The organism is Kitasatospora sp. NPDC088548 (assembly GCF_044753005.1).
Lineage (GTDB): Bacteria > Actinomycetota > Actinomycetes > Streptomycetales > Streptomycetaceae > Kitasatospora.
In genome coordinates, this window is sequence record NZ_JBIVMI010000012.1 from 33,960 (window position 1) to 50,688 (window position 16,729).

The window sequence follows — 16,729 nt, forward strand, 5'->3', positions numbered from 1 at the left end:
TCCAGCGACTCTCTCAGGCCGGGGCGACACAAGGGGAGGCAGGACCACGGTGGCTGATGGCACCAAGGCGGTCGTCGACACGTCAGCGGCTGACGGGACGACGGACGAGGCCGCGCTGGCCGCCGCGATCGACGAGCTCGCGGTCGACACGGCCGCCGGGACGGACGACGCCGACGACACCGCCGACCGCTCCCCCGAAACCGCCTCCAGCGGCGAGGAGACCTCGGAGATCACCGCACCGCTGTCGGCCGACGAGATCGCCGCCGAGCTGGCCGCGGGCGCCGCGCGCGCCGCCGCCGCGGACCGGCGCCGAACGGGCCAGGGGGCGGCGAAGCCGTCCGCGGGTGCGCCCTCGGGACACCCCGCCGGCCGCCCTCCGCAGGACCCGCAGCCCACCGTCGACCCCCGCGCCACCGGCACCCTCCCGCGTACCCTGCCGGCCCCCCTGCGGCACAGCGGCGACAAGATCGGCAACCGGTACCGGCTGGAGGAGTGCATCTCCCAGACCGAGACCTTCAGCAGCTGGCGGGCGGTCGACGAGAAGCTGCGCCGGGCCGTCGGCGTCCATCTGATGGCCTCCGGGCACCAGCGGGCCCGCGCCGTCCTGGCCGCCGCCAAGTCCGCCGCGCTGCTCGGCGACCCGCGCTTCGTCCAGGTCCTGGACGCCGTCCAGGAGGGCGAGCTGGTCTACGTCGTGCGGGAGTGGCTGCCGCACGCCTCCGACCTCGCCAAGCTGCTCGCCGACGGCCCGATGGAGCCGCACGAGGCCTACCAGATGGTCCGCCAGGTCACCGATGCCGTGGCCGCCGCCCACCAGCGCGGCCAGGCCCATCTGCGGCTCACCCCGCGCTGTGTGCTGCGCACCGACAGCGGCCAGTACCGGATCAACGGCATCGCGGTGGACGCCGCCCTGCGCGGCCTGCCCGCCGAGGACACCGCCGAGGACACCGAGCGCACCGACACCCGGGCCATCGGCGCCCTGCTGTACGCCGCGCTCACCCACCGCTGGCCGTTCCCCGAGGACCGCTACGACCTCCAGGGGCTGCCGAAGAACCTCCGCGAGGTGCCGCCGGACCAGGTCAGGGCCGGGGTCCACAAGGGTCTGTCCGAGCTGGCCGCCCGCGCCTTCTTCGACCACCCGCCGCACCACGCCGAGCCGATCACCACCCCCGAGCAGCTGGCCAGGGCCATCGCGCTGATGCCCCGCATCCGCCAGCCCGAGCCGGAGCTGCCGGCCTTCACCGCCCCGCCCCGGCACAACACGCACGCGCTGCCCACCGCGCCCAACCCGACCCGGGTGGTCGCCGCCCCCGGCATCGCCCAGCCGCCGGCCGGTCCCCGCCCGGTCCCCGCCCGGCGCACCCGGCGGCGGCTGCGCCGGGTGCTCAAGGTGACGGCCTGGACGGTCGCCCTCGGCGCGATCGGCGTCGCCTCCTGGCAGCTGGTCGACAGCCTGCGCAACAACCAGCCCGCCGTGGCGACCTCCCCGTCCGCGACCGTCACCTCACCGACGACACACGCCACCACCCACACACCGGTGCCGATCCCGGTCAAGGACGCGCAGTCGTACAACCCGCAGGGCGATGGCCCGGAAGGCGCCTACTCGACCGCCAAGGCCTTCGACGGGGACCCGAACACCGCCTGGGTCCCGCAGTGGTACAACGACCCGTTCGGTCCCAAGCCCCTCCTCAAGGAGGGCACCGGTCTGCTGATCGACCTCGGCACGCCGCAGGCGGTCAGCTCGGTGAACGTCCAGTTCCTCGGCTCCACCACGGCGGAGCTGCGGGTGCCGAACGCCCAGGCCGCCGCCGCCCCGCTGAAGGCACAGCCGGGGGACTACACGGTGCTCGGCAAGCACAGCGGCCCCACGGCCGACTACACCCTGGAGAGCCCGGTCACCACGCGCTACCTCCTGATCTGGATCACCAGCCTGCCGAAGGATCCATCGGACGGCAGGTACCGCGGCGGGATCGCCGAGGTCAAGGTCTCCGGCTGACCGGACCGGCACGGCGGGGACAGGGCCTGGCACACCGGAGCGCAGGACACGGGAGGGGTGGCGGTGGCGGACGGCGCGGACCGGACCGACGACGACGCGGCGCTGCTCGCCCGGCACGTCGCCGGCGACCGGGACGCCTTCGGCCTGCTGGTCAGCCGCCACCGCGACCGGCTCTGGGCGGTCGCGGTGCGCACCCTCGGCGACCGTGAGGAGGCCGCCGACGCCCTCCAGGACGCGCTGGTCTCCGCGCTCCGCTCCGCCCACACGTTCCAGGGCCGCTCGGCCGTCACCACCTGGCTGCACCGGATCGTGGTCAACGCCTGCCTGGACCGGGCCCGCCGCACCGCCACCCGCCGCACCGGACCGCTCGACGACGACCCCCGGCGGCTGGACGCCCTGGTCGGCTCCGCCGAACCGGCCGACAGCCCGGTGGTCCGCGCCGAGGTGCACCGGGAACTCACCGCCGCGCTGGCCGAGCTGCCGGTCGAGCAGCGGGCCGCCCTGGTCCTGGTCGACATGCAGGGCTATCCGGTCGCCGAGGCGGCCGAACTGCTGGGCGTGCCGGTCGGGACGGTGAAGAGCCGCTGCGCCCGGGGCCGGGCCCGGCTGCTCCCGCTGGTCCGCCATCTGCGCGGCGACGGCGGCGCACCCGCCGTTTCACGTGAAACAGCGCCCGCTCCCGGGACGACGGCACCGGCGGAACGGGGCGCCGCCGCCCCGCCGGGGAACCCCTCGGGGCCCCGTACCGTCCCAGGGACAGGCCTGGACACCGGCCGACCGATCCTGGAAGGAGACGCGAGCGCGCGATGACGGCCCCCCTCTCCTCCCCCGACCCCACCGGACCGCACCCCGACCCGGACGAGCTCGCCGACCTCGCCGAGGGGCTGGTCGAGTCCGCCGCCACCGCCGGGGCCCTGCGACGGCACCTGGACGGCTGCGCCGAGTGCCGCGAGACGGCCGACGCGCTCGCCGAGGTCCAGGCACTGCTGGGCGCCGTCGAACCGCCGCCGATGCCCGCCGACCTCGCGGGGCGGCTCGACTCCGCCCTGGCCGCCGCGGCCGCCGAGGCCGTGGAGGGCCCCCAGGAGGCCGCTGCGGCCGACGACGGGGCCGGGCCCCCGGCCCGACCGTCCCGCCCTGCCACGGCGCCGTCCACGGCGCCCGCACCCCCACTCGCACCGCCGCCCGGCCGTCCGTCCGCGGCCACGGCGCCCGCCGGTCCCGGCGCCACCGGAGCGGGCCGCTCCCGCCCCCGCCGACGACGGGCCGGCCTGCTGCTCGGCTCGGCCGCCGCCCTGCTCGCGATCGGCCTCGGCGGCGTCCTGCTGCTGCGCCCCGCGGACCGGCAGTCCGTCGACGGCACCATGGCGAAGGCCGACGCCCCGGCCGCCGCCGCTGCCACCACCGACGGCAGGGCGGAGCACGCCGCCGGCGGCACCGTCTACCGGGACGACCGGCTCACGGCCCAGATCCAGCAGTTGCTCGCCCGGACCGCCGCCACCCCCGCTCCCCCGGCGGCCAAGCCCTCCGTCCCCTCCGGGCCCGCCGACGGAACGCCCGCCGACGGGCCGCCCGCCGACGGAACGCAGGGGCTCGGCGGTGGCGGCCGCTCCGCCCCGGCCTGCCCGGCGCCCGCCGACGGACCGCCGCTGGCCACCGACCGCGGCAGCTACGCCGGCGCCCCGGTCGAGGTCCTGGTGTACCCGGTGCCGGACCGGTCCGGGCTGCTCGACGTCTATCTGCGCTCCCCCGGCTGCGGGCCGGTCCTGCTGCACCGCACGGTCCCGGCCCGCTGACCGGCCGTTCCCGAGCGATCCACGCCCAGCACGGCCCGGCGCTCCCGGACTGCGGGCACCTGGTACTGATCCGCCTGGGAATGCGAGACACTGGTCAGTCGTTGTCCCGGGCGGCGGAGCAGGACCGCCCTCCCCGCACCTAACGCGGGTCGCGATGCGAACCAGGAGATGCAGTGAGCGACGTCCGTAACGTGATCATCATCGGTTCCGGCCCGGCCGGCTACACGGCCGCGCTCTACACCGCCCGTGCCTCCCTCAAGCCTCTGGTCTTCGAGGGGGCCGTCACCGCCGGTGGCGCGCTGATGAACACCACCGAGGTGGAGAACTTCCCCGGTTTCCGGGACGGCATCATGGGTCCCGAGCTGATGGACAACATGCGGGCGCAGGCCGAGCGGTTCGGCGCCGAGCTGATCCCGGACGACATCGTCGCGGTGGACCTCACCGGCGACATCAAGACCGTCACCGACTCCGAGGGCAACGTCCACAAGGCCCGCGCGGTGATCGTCACCACCGGCTCCCAGCACCGCAAGCTGGGCCTGCCGAACGAGGACAAGCTCTCCGGTCGCGGCGTCTCCTGGTGCGCCACCTGCGACGGCTTCTTCTTCCGCGACCAGGACATCGCGGTGGTCGGCGGCGGTGACACCGCGCTGGAGGAGGCGACCTTCCTCTCCCGCTTCGCCCGCAGCGTCACGATCATCCACCGCCGTGACACCCTGCGCGCCTCCAAGGCGATGCAGGAGCGCGCCTTCGCCGACGAGAAGATCCGCTTCGAGTGGGACAGCGCGGTCGAGGCCATCCACGGGGACCCGAAGCTGACCGGCGTCACCCTGCGCGACACCACCACCGGCGAGACCCGCGAGCTGGCCGTCACCGGCCTGTTCATCGCCATCGGCCACGACCCGCGGACCGACCTCTTCACGGGCCAGCTGGACCTCGACGCCGAGGGCTACCTCAAGGTCGAGGCCCCCTCGACCCGGACCAGCATCCCCGGCGTCTTCGGCGCGGGCGACGTGGTCGACCACACCTACCGCCAGGCCATCACCGCCGCCGGCACCGGCTGCTCCGCCGCGCTGGACGCCGAGCGCTACCTGGCCGCGCTGGCCGACCTCGAGGCCCAGGCCGCCACCGTCGCGGTCTGACCTCCGCACCACCGACCGCCCCCGGCGGGGGTGTTCCACGTGAAACACCCCCGCCCCGGCCAGGCAGAAACAGAACGGGCCCGCCCGTTGTTCTTCTGGCAGCAGCCCTCTCCGTTCGATCCCGAGGAGTTCCCGTGGCCGGCGCCACCACCACCGTCACCGACGCGACGTTCAAGGCCGACGTCCTGGACAGCGACAAGCCCGTTCTGGTCGACTTCTGGGCCACCTGGTGCGGCCCGTGCCGCCAGGTCGCCCCGATCCTGGAGGAGATCGCGGCCGAACACGGCGACAAGCTGACCATCGCCAAGCTCGACGTCGACAACAACCAGCAGACCGCGGCTCAGTACAACGTGATCTCCATCCCGACGCTGATCGTCTACAAGGGCGGCGAGCCGGTGAAGTCGATCACCGGCGCCCGTCCGAAGGCCGCGCTGCTGCGCGAGCTGGCCGAGTTCATCTAGGTCCGGCCCGACCGGCACGACGAGGGCGGGGCTCCCCCATCGGGAGCCCCGCCCTCGTCGTGTTCCTCCCCCTCGGCCCGGCTCCGGGCAAGCGGCCGGGAACGGTCGGCCGGCTCAGAACGGCCGCAGCGCCGGCTCCTTGCGCGCCCCGCCCAGGAGCCGCTCCAGAGCCCCCTCCACATCGCCCCGCCAGGACAGCGTGGTCCGCGCCTCCAGCCGCAGCCTCGGGTAGCGGGGGTGCGGACGAACGGTCTTGAAGCCGACCGCGAGCAGATGGTCGACCGGCAGCACACAGCTCGGCGGCTGCCGTCCGACCGCGCCGAAGGCCTCGACCGCCCGGACCCCGCGGCCCAGCAGATCCTTGGCCACCGTCTGCACCAGCACCCGACCGATCCCCTGCCGTTGATAGCCCGGCAGTACCCGGCTGATCATCAGCTGGACGGCGTCCGGAGAGACCGGACTGGTCGGGAACGACTGCGAGCGGGGCACATAGGCGGGCGGGGCGTAGAGCACGAACCCGGCGGGCTGGTCGTCCACATAGACGATCCGGCCGCAGAACCCCCACTCCAGCAGCACCGCGGAGATCCACGCCTCCTTCTCCTGCTCGGGCTTGCCGGACTCGACCGCCGCCCGCCCGCTGACCGGGTCCAGCTCCCAGAACACACAGGACCGGCAGGTCGTCGGCAGATCTCCGAGGTTGTCCAGCGTCAGCGGAACGATCCGGCGTCCCATACCCCGCACCTCCTCGTCCACTCCACAGTCGAGCATTCCCCCCGAACGCCGATGGGTGCATGTTTCACGTGAAACACCGCTCACGTGGAACATGCACCCATCGGGATTCGCCTTCGGCCCGGCTCAGCCCTGCGACAGCCGTAGCCCGTCCTCGCCCGGGGCCAGGCTGTCCAGGATCCGGTTCAGGTCCTCGACCGAGCCGAACTCCAGCACCACCTTGCCCTTGCCCAGCTTGCCGCCGCGCTGCGAGACCTCGACCTTGACCCGGGTGTCGAAGCGGTCCGACAGCCGGCTCGCCAGATCGTTGACGGCCGGGGAGATCAGCTTGCCCGCCTTCGGCCCGGACTGGCGCTGCGGCTTCTCCTCGTGGTTCATCACCGTGACGATCTCCTCGGTGGTCCGCACCGAGAGGCCCTCCTCGACGATCCGCCTGGCCAGCCGCTCCTGCCGCTTGCTGTCCGGCACGCCGACCAGGGCCCGGGCGTGCCCGGCGGTCAGCACCCCGGCGGCGACCCGCCGCTGGACCGGCGGCGACAGCCTCAGCAGCCGCAGGGTGTTGGAGACATGCGGACGCGAGCGGCCGATCCGGTCCGCCAGCTCGTCATGGGTGCAGGAGAAGTCCCGCAGCAGCTGATCGTAGGCGGCGGCCTCCTCCAGCGGGTTCAGCTCCGCCCGGTGCAGGTTCTCCAGCAGGGCGTCCAGCAGCAGCTTGTCGTCCTCGGTGGCCCGGATGATCGCCGGGATCTGCTCCAGCCCGGCCTCCCGGGAGGCCCGCCAACGCCGCTCGCCCATGATGAGCTCGAAGCGCTCCGGACCGACCTGGCGCACCACCACCGGCTGCAGCAGGCCCACCTCCTTGATGGAGGCGACCAGCTCGTCCAGCTTCTTCTCGTCGAAGACCTCGCGCGGCTGGCGCGGGTTGGGCGTGATCGCATCCAGCGGCAGCTCGGCGAACCGCGCACCGGTCACCTGGGCGAGGTCCGCCCCGACGAGCTCAGCCGCCGCCTCGCGCTCCCGGACCGCCTGCTCCCGCAGGCTCTCCGCGGCGGCCTTCGCCGCCACCGTGCCGCGGCCGGTCGGCAGCACCGGCACCGCCGTCGGCGACACCGTCCCCGCGGCCACCACCGAGGCCGGGGCGGACGGGACCACCGCGGGCTCTGCCGCCGCCCCGCCGGCCCCCGGCGTGGCGGCCGGGATCAACGCCCCGAGCCCTCGTCCCAGACCCCTGCGACCACTCACCGATTGTCCTCCGTCGTACCGTGCTGTGCCGTTGGGGCGCCTTGCCCCGTACCGCCGTCGCGCTGCTGGCCCACCGTCGAGCCACCGACCCCGATGCCCACCGCGCGCAGCGCCAGCTCCCTGGCCGCCTCCAGGTAGGAGAGCGCACCCGTCGAGCCCGGGTCGTAGGTGAGCACCGTCTGGCCGTAGCTGGGTGCCTCCGAGATCCGGACCGAACGGGGGATCGCGGTGTGCAGCACCTCCTCGTGGAAGTGCGTCCGGACCTCCTCGGCCACCTGGGCGGCCAGCCTGGTCCGGGCGTCGTACATGGTGAGCAGAATGGTGGAGACGTGCAGCGTGGGGTTCAGGTGCGCCCGGACCAGCTCGACGTTGCGCAGCAGCTGGCCGAGACCCTCCAGCGCGTAGTACTCGCACTGGATCGGGATCAGCACCTCCTGACCGGCGACCAGGGCGTTGACCGTCAGCAGCCCGAGCGAGGGCGGACAGTCGATCAGGATGTAGTCCAGCGGCTGCTCGTACGCGGTGATGGCGCGCTGGAGCCGGCTCTCCCGGGCGACCAGCGAGACCAGCTCGATCTCCGCGCCGGCCAGGTCGATGGTGGCCGGGACGCAGAACAGCCCCTCGACGTCCACCACCGGCTGCACCACATCGGCCAGCGGCTTGCCCTCCACCAGGACGTCGTAGATCGACGGGACCTCCGCGTGGTGGTCGATGCCGAGTGCGGTGGAGGCGTTTCCCTGCGGGTCGAGGTCGACCACGAGGACGCGCAGTCCGTGCATGGCGAGCGAGGCGGCCATGTTGACGGTGGTGGTGGTCTTGCCCACCCCGCCCTTCTGGTTGGCCACCACGATCACCCGGGTGGCGGCGGGCCGGGGAAGGCCCTCGCCCGCTCGTCCGATCGCTCGGACCGCAGCCTGGGCAGCACGCGCGATGGGCGTGTCATCGATCTGGTCGATGGTCTCCGAGTCCTGCATGGGGGTCAGTGTTTCACGTGAAACCGGAGCGGCAACAGTTGCCGCCCGGATAAGGCCGAGCCCGCGGCGGAGCCGGAGGTCAAGACCGTCGGAGAGCAGGGAGCGACGTTTCACGTGAAACACCATGCCCGCTATGTCGGAATTCTGACGGTGCGACACTCCGTCGCGAAGCAGAACGGGCGGGCGGCCCGAAGAGGCCGCCCGCCCGTTCCCACGCGTCCGCTCAGCGGCCGCGGCGCCGTCCGCCGCGGCCCCGCTCGCCGACCCGCGAGGCGTTCGCGTTCCGCCCGGCCCGGGCCGCCTTGGCCCGCCGGGTCGCCGCCTTCACCCCGCCGGGGCTCTCCCCCGCCTTCACCTGGATCACCCGGGTGGAGGTCTCCAGGGTGCCCTCGCCCACCGAGATCACCGACCACTCCACGGCGCCCAGCTTGGTCAGCCCGGCCCGCGAGTCCGCCAGCTCCTGCTCCGCGCTGTCGCCCTTGAGCGCCAGCATCTGCCCGTGCGGGCGGAGCAGCGGCAGGCCCCAGCCGGCCAGCCGGTCCAGCGGTGCCACCGCCCGGGCGGTGACCACGTCCACCGCGAGCTTGCCGACCATCTCCTCGGCCCGCCCGCGCAGGACGGTGACGTTCTCCAGGTTCAGCTCGCGGACCACCTCCTCCAGGAAGGTGGTCCGGCGCAGCAGCGGCTCCAGCAGCGTCACCGAGACGTCCGGGCGGGCCAGGGCCACCGGGATGCCGGGCAGGCCGGCTCCGGAGCCGACGTCGCACAGGGTCGATCCGGGCGGCAGCAGCTCGGCGAGCACCGCGCAGTTCAGCACATGGCGGTCCCAGAGCCGGGGCACCTCGCGGGGGCCGATCAGCCCGCGCTGGACACCCGCCGTGGCCAGCAGCTCGGTGTACCGGACGGCGGCGTCGAAGCGGTCGCCGAAGACCTCCCGGGCCACGGCCGGCGCCTCGGTCAGCCCCTCGGCGGCCGGCCCCTCGACCGCCGGACCCTCAGCGGCCGAATTGCCGGCACCCGCCGCCGGCTCACCGGCAGCCGCGTTCTCCGTGTCCATCTCGACCTCTCCGCTCCCCGGATCCACCGACCCGCGCATCGCACCGTTTCACGTGAAACATCTCTCGCCGGGCTCTCGGCCCGGCGGCCCCGCAGAGGGACAACGACCCCGCCCGCACAAGGCGGACGGGGTCTGTCAGTCGCCATCCGGACAGTCCCGGCGCACCGGCCGTCTCGGCCGGGCACCGCTCTGCCGGTCTCAGGCCGGCAGCACGACCACACACCGCTGGGGCTCTTCGCCCTCCGACTCGCTGCGCAGACCGGCCGCGGCCACCGCGTCATGGACGACCTTGCGCTCGAACGGCGTCATCGGCCGCAGCTTGACCTGCTCCCCCGTGCTCTTCACCTGCTCCGCCGCCTCGGCGCCGAGCGCGGCCAGCTCCGACCGCTTGCGGGCCCGGAAGCCGGCAATGTCCAGCATGAGGCGGCTGCGCTCGCCGGTCTCCCGGTGGACAGCCAACCGGGTCAGCTCCTGCAGCGCCTCCAGCACCTCGCCGTCCTGGCCGACCAGGCGCTGGAGCGCACGGTCGTTGCCATCACTGACGATGGACACCAGGGCACGGTCGCCCTCCACGTCCATGTCGATGTCACCGTCGAGGTCGGCGATGTCGAGCAGACCCTCCAGGTAGTCCGCCGCGATGTCGCCCTCCTGCTCCAGGCGGGTGATGAGGCTCTCGTCGGCGCTGGCGACGGCCTCGGCCTCGATGGCGGAGGTGGTGCCTTCCGTCACTGATGGACTCCTTCGGAGATGGGGCCCAGGTGGTGGGCCGGGAACGAAGCTCTGTGCGCTGCCTTGACAGTCCGGGGGCGGGTCAGGACTTCTTCTTCGGGCGCTGGCCGCCCTGTCCGCCACCGCGCTTCGGCTGCTGCCGGGCGCCCTGCTGCCGGACGGTGCCCGGCTTGGCTCCGGCGGGCTTGGCCGCGCCCTGCTTGGCCGCGGCCGGCTGGTCGGCACCGGACTCGACGGTCTCCTCGGCCGGGGCCGGGGCGTCCTTGGTCAGGCTGGTCGTCTGACCGCCGTGCTGGCGCTGTGCCTTGGTCTGCTTGCGCGGCTGCTGGCGTCGCACCTGCACCGCGTCCTCGACGACGGCCTCGGCGGTCGTGGCCGTCTTCTTCGGGGGAAGCAGGCCCCACATACCGCCCTTGATCACCGAGCCGTCCGGGTTCAGCCGGCCCGCCTTCTTCAGCCGCACCTGGCGCTCGTCCCACGCCTTGCTGCCCGGCGTCGGGTTGTTGCGGATGACGACCAGCTGCTGGCCCATCGACCAGACGTTGGTGGTCAGCCAGTAGACCAGGACACCGACCGGGAAGTTGATGCCCATCACGGCGAACATGATCGGGAAGACGTACATCAGCATCTTCTGCTGCTGCATGAACGGCGTCTTGACCGTGAGGTCCATGTTCTTGGTCATCAGCTGGCGCTGCGTGATGAACTGCGACAGCGACATCAGGATGATCATGACCGCGACGACGATCTTGACGCTGGTCTCGGGGCTGCTCACGAAGGTCGCGGAGAGCGGGGCACCGAAGATGTGCGCCTTGCCCGCGCTGGTCAGCAGGGTGCCGTCGATGACCCCGATCGGCTCGCTCTTGGCGACCTTGGCGAGCACGCCGTAGAGCGCGGTGAAGAACGGCGCCTGCACGATGATGGGAAGGCAGCTGGAGAACGGGTTGGTACCCGCCTCCTTGTACAGCTTCATCATCTCTTCGGACTGGCGCTGCTTGTCGTTCTTGTAGCGCTCCTGGATGGCCTTCATCTTCGGCTGGATCGCCTGCATGGCCCGGGTCGCCTTGATCTGCTTCACGAAGAGCGGGATCAGGCAGATCCGGATGACGACCACCATGGACGCGATGGCCAGACCCCAGGCCCAGCCACCGTCCGGATCGAAGATGTGGCTGTACAGCGAGTGGAACTGGACGATGATCCAGGACACCGCTGTGTACAGGGGGTTCAGGAAGGAGAAGGTCACCGGTCAGGCTCCTTGGACATTGGGATTGGCCCCACAGAGCCAATGGTCGCCGGGCCCTCGGGGTCCGGACCGGCGGGGGGTGCGGTCACCGGCCGGTCGGCGGCGGACCTGCGGTTCAGCAGATCGCGCAGCCGGCGGTGCCACACCGGGTGCTTGCGCGGCGGAACATGATCGACCCCGCCGGGCGTCCACGGATTGCAGCGCAGGATGCGCCACACGGTCAGGCCGCCGCCCTTGACCGCCCCGTGCACCTTCACGGCCTCGTAGCCGTAGTGCGAGCAGGAGGGGTAATAACGGCAGACCGGACCGAGCAGTGGGCTGATGGTCCACTGGTAGACCCTGATCAGACCCATCAGCAGGTACTTCATCGACCTGCTCCCGTCGGCGCCGAGGCGGCGGGCTCCACCTTCAGCAGCCGCTTGAGCGCCGCGTCCAGGTCACGTTCGAGATCCTGGTACGAGGCGGACGCGGCCTGGGGCAGCGCACGCACCACTATCAGGCTACCGGCGGGCAGCCTGAACAGGCGATCACGGACAAGATGGCGCAGGCGGCGCTTGACCAGGTTACGGACGACCGCCGGACCGACGGCCTTGCTCACGACGAAACCCGCACGCGCCGAAGGAGTCCCCTCGGCGACGTGCGGGCGGGAGTCGCTGGTCCGGTCGGCCTGCCCCTTGGGGTCACCGTCTCTGCTGAGATGGACGACCAGAAGGGGCCGGCCGGCCCGGCGACCGCGTTTCACCGCGGTCGCGAAGTCCTGGCGCCGCCGCAGCCGATTCTCGGAGGGCAGCACAACAGACTCTGGCGCGGATCAGGCGGACAGGCTGGTGCGGCCCTTGCCACGGCGGGCGGCCAGGATGGCGCGGCCGGCGCGGGTACGCATCCGCAGCCGGAAGCCGTGGGTCTTCGCGCGACGACGGTTGTTCGGCTGGAAGGTGCGCTTGCTCACTCGGGGGCTCCTGAGGTGAATCGTAGGATGACGGGGGGTCGCTTGGCCGTCACCGTGCGTCCGCGTGATCTCCCCTGATACGGAAATCCGGCCCATCGCCCCAGTTCGGCTGGGGTCTGAGGCAATCCACGGCGCCCGTGCTGCGCGCCTTATGGAGCGGGCGGACCCGCGGACATGCGGCAGCGGCCATCGACAACTCGACCTGGTTACGGTACGCGGGACGGGGCGCGAGGGTCAAACCGGCCGTTCGCGTCCGCCCCCGCCGGGGACCTCACGCCTCCGCCGTTGCCCACAGCCTGTGGACAACGACTTGATCCGGCCCTGTTCGCTGACTACCGTTGCAGGACTTGTCTGGTTTGTTCTTCACAACCGACCCATCGATCCACAGTCTCTTGATCCACCACCCCCTGCTGGAGCCGCGGGGAACCGAGAAAGCGTGCACCAGTGGCTGATGTCAACAGCGACCTCGTCCCGGTCTGGGCGAGAGTCGTCGAGCGGCTGGTCAACGACCCGGATGTCGGGGAGATGGACAAGCAGTGGGTGCAGCGCACCCAGCCGATGTGGATGATGCACGACACCGCCCTGCTGGCGACCCCCAACGAGCGGGCCAAGCAGGTGCTGGAGGGCCGGCTGCTGCCGCAGCTGACCGAGGCCCTCAGCCGCGAGCTGAACCGGCCGGTGCGGATCGCCGTGATGGTCGACGCCAACGCCGTGCCCACCACCCCGATGCCCGCCGCACCGGCCGAGCCGTACCCGGGCCCGGGCGGCGAGGACGCCGGCGAGTACGGGGAGCCGTCGTACGAGCGCCCCTACGAGCAGGACTACGAGCGCGGCCGCTACGGCGGCTACGAGCAGCGCCCCGCGCCCTACGGTGGCCCGGGCGGAGCACCGGGCTGGCCGGGCGGCGGCGAGAGCGCCCCGTCCTGGGAGAACCACCCCGGTCACCCCGGCCACTCCGGCTACGGCGAGCAGGGCCCCGGCTACCCCGAGTCCGCGCCCGGCTACCGCGAGCCGGCCGAGCCCGACCGCCCGGCGCCGCGCGAGAACCGCCCGCTGCCCGGGCCGCCCGCGACCACCCAGGGCGACCTCTTCGGCGGCGCGTACGGCCCCGGGCCGGGCGAGCAGCCGCGGGCCGGGGCCGGCCGCCGCTCCCCCGCCCCGCGCCCGGCCCCCGGCCGCCCCGCGGAGAAGTCCGGCGCCGAGCGCGCCACCGACCGCCAGGCCGTCCCCGGTGTACCGGCCCCGCCCGGCGCTCCCCCGGCCGGCGGCTCCCGCAAGGACGAGCCGGCCGCCCGGCTGAACCCCAAGTACCTCTTCGACACCTTCGTCATCGGCGCGAGCAACCGCTTCGCGCACGCGGCGGCGGTGGCGGTCGCCGAGGCCCCGGCCAAGGCGTACAACCCGCTCTTCATCTACGGCGAGTCCGGGCTGGGCAAGACCCACCTGCTGCACGCCATCGGGCACTACTCGCGCAGCCTCTTCCCGGGCACCCGGGTGCGCTACGTGTCCTCGGAGGAGTTCACCAACGAGTTCATCAACTCGATCCGCGACGGCAAGGCGGACGCGTTCCGCAAGCGCTACCGGGACATGGACATCCTGCTCGTGGACGACGTGCAGTTCCTGGCGAGCAAGGAGTCCACGCAGGAGGAGTTCTTCCACACCTTCAACACCCTGCACAACGCGAACAAGCAGATCGTCCTCTCCTCGGACCGGCCGCCCAAGCAACTGATCACGCTGGAGGACCGGTTGCGCAACCGCTTCGAGTGGGGGCTGATCACCGACGTCACCCCGCCGGAGCTGGAGACCCGGATCGCGATCCTGCGCAAGAAGGCGATCCAGGAGCAACTGAACGCCCCGGCGGATGTGTTGGAGTTCATCGCGTCCCGAATCACCCGCAACATCCGGGAGTTGGAGGGCGCCCTGATCCGGGTCACCGCCTTCGCCAACCTCAACCGGGCGCCGGTGGACCTGGAGTTGGCCGGCATCGTCCTCAAGGACCTGATTCCGGGCGGGGACGAGGATGCCGGACCGGAGATCACCGCGCAGGTCATCATGCAGCAGACCGCGGCCTACTTCGGGCTGGGCGTGGACGACCTCTGCGGATCCTCGCGCAGCCGGGTGCTGGTGACGGCTCGTCAGATCGCCATGTACCTCTGCCGGGAGCTGACCGACCTCTCACTGCCGAAGATCGGCGCCCAGTTCGGCGGCCGCGACCACACCACGGTGATGCACGCGGACCGCAAGATCCGCTCGCTGATGGCCGAGCGTCGCTCGATCTACAACCAGGTCACCGAACTGACCAACCGCATCAAGAGCTAGGCCGTCCACGGCCGTTGGAGGGCGTCAGGAGCGGTCCTGACGCCCTTTTCGCGTATCCACAGGTGTGTACCGCCGTCCGGCTGGGCAGGGATGCCTGCGACGGACGCTCCGCCAGCCCGCAGGCCGCGCCGAACATCTGACCGGGGATTCGAACCGCCCCGGCGCGCAGGGCCGAAATCCACAGGCTGGACCGGTTCCCCGCCGTCCACAGGGTGGGGCGCCGGAAGTTATCCAGAATTCCTCCACAGGCTGAGCGCCGCTACGCTCTTCCGCGCAGGTCAGGTGCCTGTGGACTTGTGCACAACCGTTATCCACAGGGTGTGGACAGTTGGCGTCCCGTCAGCGGGCCGTCCGGGTTATCCACCGGTTGTCCCCAGGGAGGGCGGGGTTATCCCCAGGTTGTCCACAGGCGCGTCCACAGTTCGACAAGCGTGTACCCACGTTCATGCCCTGGTGTGAAAGGCGTCACGAAATGTTGACCGGCGCCCGTGGATAACCGGGGCCGGATCTGGGGACAGCGCTGGGGATAACCTGTGGATACCCAGCGTGCCCTGTGGGTAACGCTCCGCCGTCCACAGCGGGCCGTGTTCGTCCACAGCCGCCGTCCACACATCCTGTGGACAAAAAACCCGGCCTGACCTGCGCGAACGGGGTTATCCACGGTTTCCACAGGCCCTACTACTACTGCTACACCTATAGACCCATCGACTCGTTCAAAAGCGGGTGGGGCCAAAATCTGTGGACAACGGATCCCCGACATCTGTTCGGGTTGCTTCCGCCCGTCTGCCCCGTCTGTCGGTGGAGTACGTCAGACTGTCCTCGGCGACTGGAAGCGGAGCGGCAGAGCTCGGCGGCCAGCCGAACCGACGATCAAGACCAGACGAACCAGACTTGCGAGCGGGAGCGCTCGATCCAGGAGGCGGTTACCGGTGAAGTTCCGGGTGGAGCGTGACGTCCTCGCGGAGGCGGTGGCCTGGGCTGCCCGCAGCCTCCCGGCACGGCCGCCGGTGCCGGTGCTGGCCGGCCTGCTGCTGACGGCGCAGGAGGGCAGCCTGGCGCTGTCCGGCTTCGACTACGAGGTCTCGGCCCGGGTCGAGCTGGAGGCCGACATCGAGGAGGCCGGCACCGTCCTGGTCTCCGGCCGGCTGCTCAACGACATCTCGCGCAACCTTCCCAACAGGCCTGTGGAGATCTCCACCGACGGCCAGCGGGTCAGCGTGGTCTGCGGCAGCTCGCGGTTCACCCTCCCCACCCTCCCGGTGGACGAGTACCCGGCCCTGCCCCAGATGCCGACCGCGACCGGCACCGTCTCCGGAGACGTCTTCGCCTCCGCGGTCAGCCAGGCCGCGGTGGCCGCCGGCCGTGACGACACCCTGCCGGTGCTCACCGGTGTGCGGGTCGAGATCGAGGGCGACCGGATCACCCTGGCCGCCACCGACCGCTACCGCTTCGCCGTCCGCGAGCTGCTCTGGAAGCCCGAGCAGCCGGACATCTCCGCGGTCGCCCTGGTGCCCGCCAAGACCCTGCAGGACATCGCCAAGTCGCTGGGCAGCGGCGACAACGTCTCGATCGCGCTCTCCTCGGGCGGCGCGGGCGAGGGCCTGGTCGGCTTCGAGGGCGCGGGCCGCCGGACCACCACCCGGCTGCTGGAGGGCGAGTTCCCGAAGTTCCGCAGCCTCTTCCCGACCGAGTTCAACGCCATCGCGGCGATCCAGACCCAGCCCTTCCTGGAGGCGCTCAAGCGCGTCTCGCTGGTCGCGGAGCGCAACACCCCGGTCCGGCTGAACTTCGAGGAGGGCGTCCTCACCCTGGAGGCCGGTTCGGGCGACGACGCCCAGGCCACCGAGCGGATCGACGCCTCCCTGGAGGGCGACTCCATCTCGATCGCCTTCAACCCGGGCTACCTGGAGGAGGGCCTCAAGGCCATCGACTCCGCCTACGCCCAGCTGAGCTTCACCACGCCGACCAAGCCGGCCCTGCTCAGCGGCAAGGCCTCGGTGGACGCCGAGGCGGACGAGGCGTACCAGTACCTGATCATGCCGGTCCGCCTCTCCGGCTGATCCCTGCCGGCGCCGCACGCGTTACCCACAGGCTGTGT

General features: G+C 72.1%; 16 protein-coding genes. 7 read left to right on the forward strand and 9 right to left on the reverse strand.

The features are described from left to right. Positions 1-49 precede the first annotated feature (49 nt). The 5 genes from ACIP82_RS17215 (at position 50) to trxA (ending at position 5,392) form a co-directional block, all read left to right on the forward strand. Positions 50-1,996 (forward strand): protein kinase family protein, encoded by a 1,947-nt coding sequence (locus tag ACIP82_RS17215; protein WP_400654082.1) that lies wholly within the window; start codon positions 50-52, stop codon positions 1,994-1,996. Between the two features lie 63 nt (positions 1,997-2,059). Next, positions 2,060-2,806 carry an RNA polymerase sigma factor SigM gene (gene sigM, locus ACIP82_RS17220; RefSeq protein ID WP_400654084.1) on the forward strand — a complete coding sequence of 249 codons (747 nt, stop codon included), beginning with the start codon at positions 2,060-2,062 and terminating at the stop codon, positions 2,804-2,806. Next, a complete protein-coding gene (locus ACIP82_RS17225) occupies positions 2,803-3,792 on the forward strand; it encodes a hypothetical protein (protein ID WP_400654086.1) in 990 nt (329 codons plus the stop codon). The genes sigM and ACIP82_RS17225 overlap by 4 nt, the downstream gene beginning before the upstream one ends. Before the next feature lie 173 nt (positions 3,793-3,965). Beyond that, positions 3,966-4,931 carry a thioredoxin-disulfide reductase gene (gene trxB / locus ACIP82_RS17230; protein WP_363613035.1) on the forward strand — a complete coding sequence of 322 codons (966 nt, stop codon included), beginning with the start codon at positions 3,966-3,968 and terminating at the stop codon, positions 4,929-4,931. A gap of 134 nt (positions 4,932-5,065) precedes the next feature. Next, positions 5,066-5,392, forward strand: coding sequence for a thioredoxin (gene trxA / locus ACIP82_RS17235; RefSeq protein ID WP_363613037.1), 327 nt, complete (start codon positions 5,066-5,068; stop codon positions 5,390-5,392). Between the two features lie 114 nt (positions 5,393-5,506). Here trxA and ACIP82_RS17240 read toward each other — a convergent pair whose 3' ends face one another. The 9 genes from ACIP82_RS17240 to rpmH form a co-directional block, all read right to left on the reverse strand. Continuing rightward, positions 5,507-6,124 (reverse strand): GNAT family N-acetyltransferase, encoded by a 618-nt coding sequence (locus tag ACIP82_RS17240; protein ID WP_400654089.1) that lies wholly within the window; start codon positions 6,122-6,124, stop codon positions 5,507-5,509. A 123-nt stretch (positions 6,125-6,247) separates the two neighbouring features. Then, complete coding sequence (locus ACIP82_RS17245; protein WP_363613041.1) at positions 6,248-7,363, reverse strand: ParB/RepB/Spo0J family partition protein; 1,116 nt, start codon at positions 7,361-7,363, stop codon at positions 6,248-6,250. After that, the gene (locus ACIP82_RS17250) at positions 7,360-8,310 is read right to left on the reverse strand and encodes a ParA family protein (protein ID WP_400654280.1); all 951 of its coding nucleotides are present in this window, start codon (positions 8,308-8,310) and stop codon (positions 7,360-7,362) included. Before ACIP82_RS17250 ends, ACIP82_RS17245 begins: the two co-directional genes overlap by 4 nt. A gap of 250 nt (positions 8,311-8,560) precedes the next feature. Then, positions 8,561-9,394, reverse strand: a complete 834-nt coding sequence (gene rsmG, locus ACIP82_RS17255) for a 16S rRNA (guanine(527)-N(7))-methyltransferase RsmG (RefSeq protein ID WP_400654091.1) — start codon at positions 9,392-9,394, stop codon at positions 8,561-8,563. Positions 9,395-9,592: 198 nt separating this feature from the next. Next, entirely contained in the window at positions 9,593-10,123 is a 531-nt protein-coding gene (locus tag ACIP82_RS17260) for a R3H domain-containing nucleic acid-binding protein (RefSeq protein WP_363613047.1), read from the reverse strand. A gap of 82 nt (positions 10,124-10,205) precedes the next feature. Continuing rightward, positions 10,206-11,363 (reverse strand): membrane protein insertase YidC, encoded by a 1,158-nt coding sequence (gene yidC, locus ACIP82_RS17265; protein ID WP_363613049.1) that lies wholly within the window; start codon positions 11,361-11,363, stop codon positions 10,206-10,208. Further along, positions 11,360-11,731: a membrane protein insertion efficiency factor YidD gene (gene yidD / locus ACIP82_RS17270; RefSeq protein ID WP_363613051.1), complete on the reverse strand. Its 372-nt coding sequence runs from the start codon at positions 11,729-11,731 to the stop codon at positions 11,360-11,362. The genes yidC and yidD overlap by 4 nt, the downstream gene beginning before the upstream one ends. Continuing rightward, a complete protein-coding gene (gene rnpA, locus ACIP82_RS17275; RefSeq protein WP_363613053.1) occupies positions 11,728-12,156 on the reverse strand; it encodes a ribonuclease P protein component in 429 nt (142 codons plus the stop codon). Before rnpA ends, yidD begins: the two co-directional genes overlap by 4 nt. Positions 12,157-12,174: 18 nt before the next feature. Next, positions 12,175-12,312 carry a 50S ribosomal protein L34 gene (rpmH, locus tag ACIP82_RS17280; protein ID WP_030392420.1) on the reverse strand — a complete coding sequence of 46 codons (138 nt, stop codon included), beginning with the start codon at positions 12,310-12,312 and terminating at the stop codon, positions 12,175-12,177. Positions 12,313-12,756: 444 nt separating this feature from the next. Here rpmH and dnaA point away from each other — a divergent pair, with 444 nt between their 5' ends. Together dnaA and dnaN are read left to right on the forward strand one after the other, a co-directional pair. Continuing rightward, positions 12,757-14,631: a chromosomal replication initiator protein DnaA gene (gene dnaA / locus ACIP82_RS17285; RefSeq protein ID WP_363613055.1), complete on the forward strand. Its 1,875-nt coding sequence runs from the start codon at positions 12,757-12,759 to the stop codon at positions 14,629-14,631. Positions 14,632-15,560: 929 nt separating this feature from the next. Beyond that, complete coding sequence (dnaN, locus tag ACIP82_RS17290) at positions 15,561-16,691, forward strand: DNA polymerase III subunit beta (RefSeq protein ID WP_363613057.1); 1,131 nt, start codon at positions 15,561-15,563, stop codon at positions 16,689-16,691. Positions 16,692-16,729 lie beyond the last annotated feature (38 nt).

Excerpts from the sequence above, each read along its gene's own strand:
- rsmG (WP_400654091.1), bottom strand. The coding sequence starts at position 9,394 with ATGGACACGGAGAACGCGGCTGCCGGTGAGCCGGCGGCGGGTGCCGGC.
- ACIP82_RS17240 (WP_400654089.1), bottom strand. The coding sequence starts at position 6,124 with ATGGGACGCCGGATCGTTCCGCTGACGCTGGACAACCTCGGAGATCTG.
- yidD (WP_363613051.1), bottom strand. The coding sequence starts at position 11,731 with ATGAAGTACCTGCTGATGGGTCTGATCAGGGTCTACCAGTGGACCATC.
- ACIP82_RS17225 (WP_400654086.1), top strand. The coding sequence starts at position 2,803 with ATGACGGCCCCCCTCTCCTCCCCCGACCCCACCGGACCGCACCCCGAC.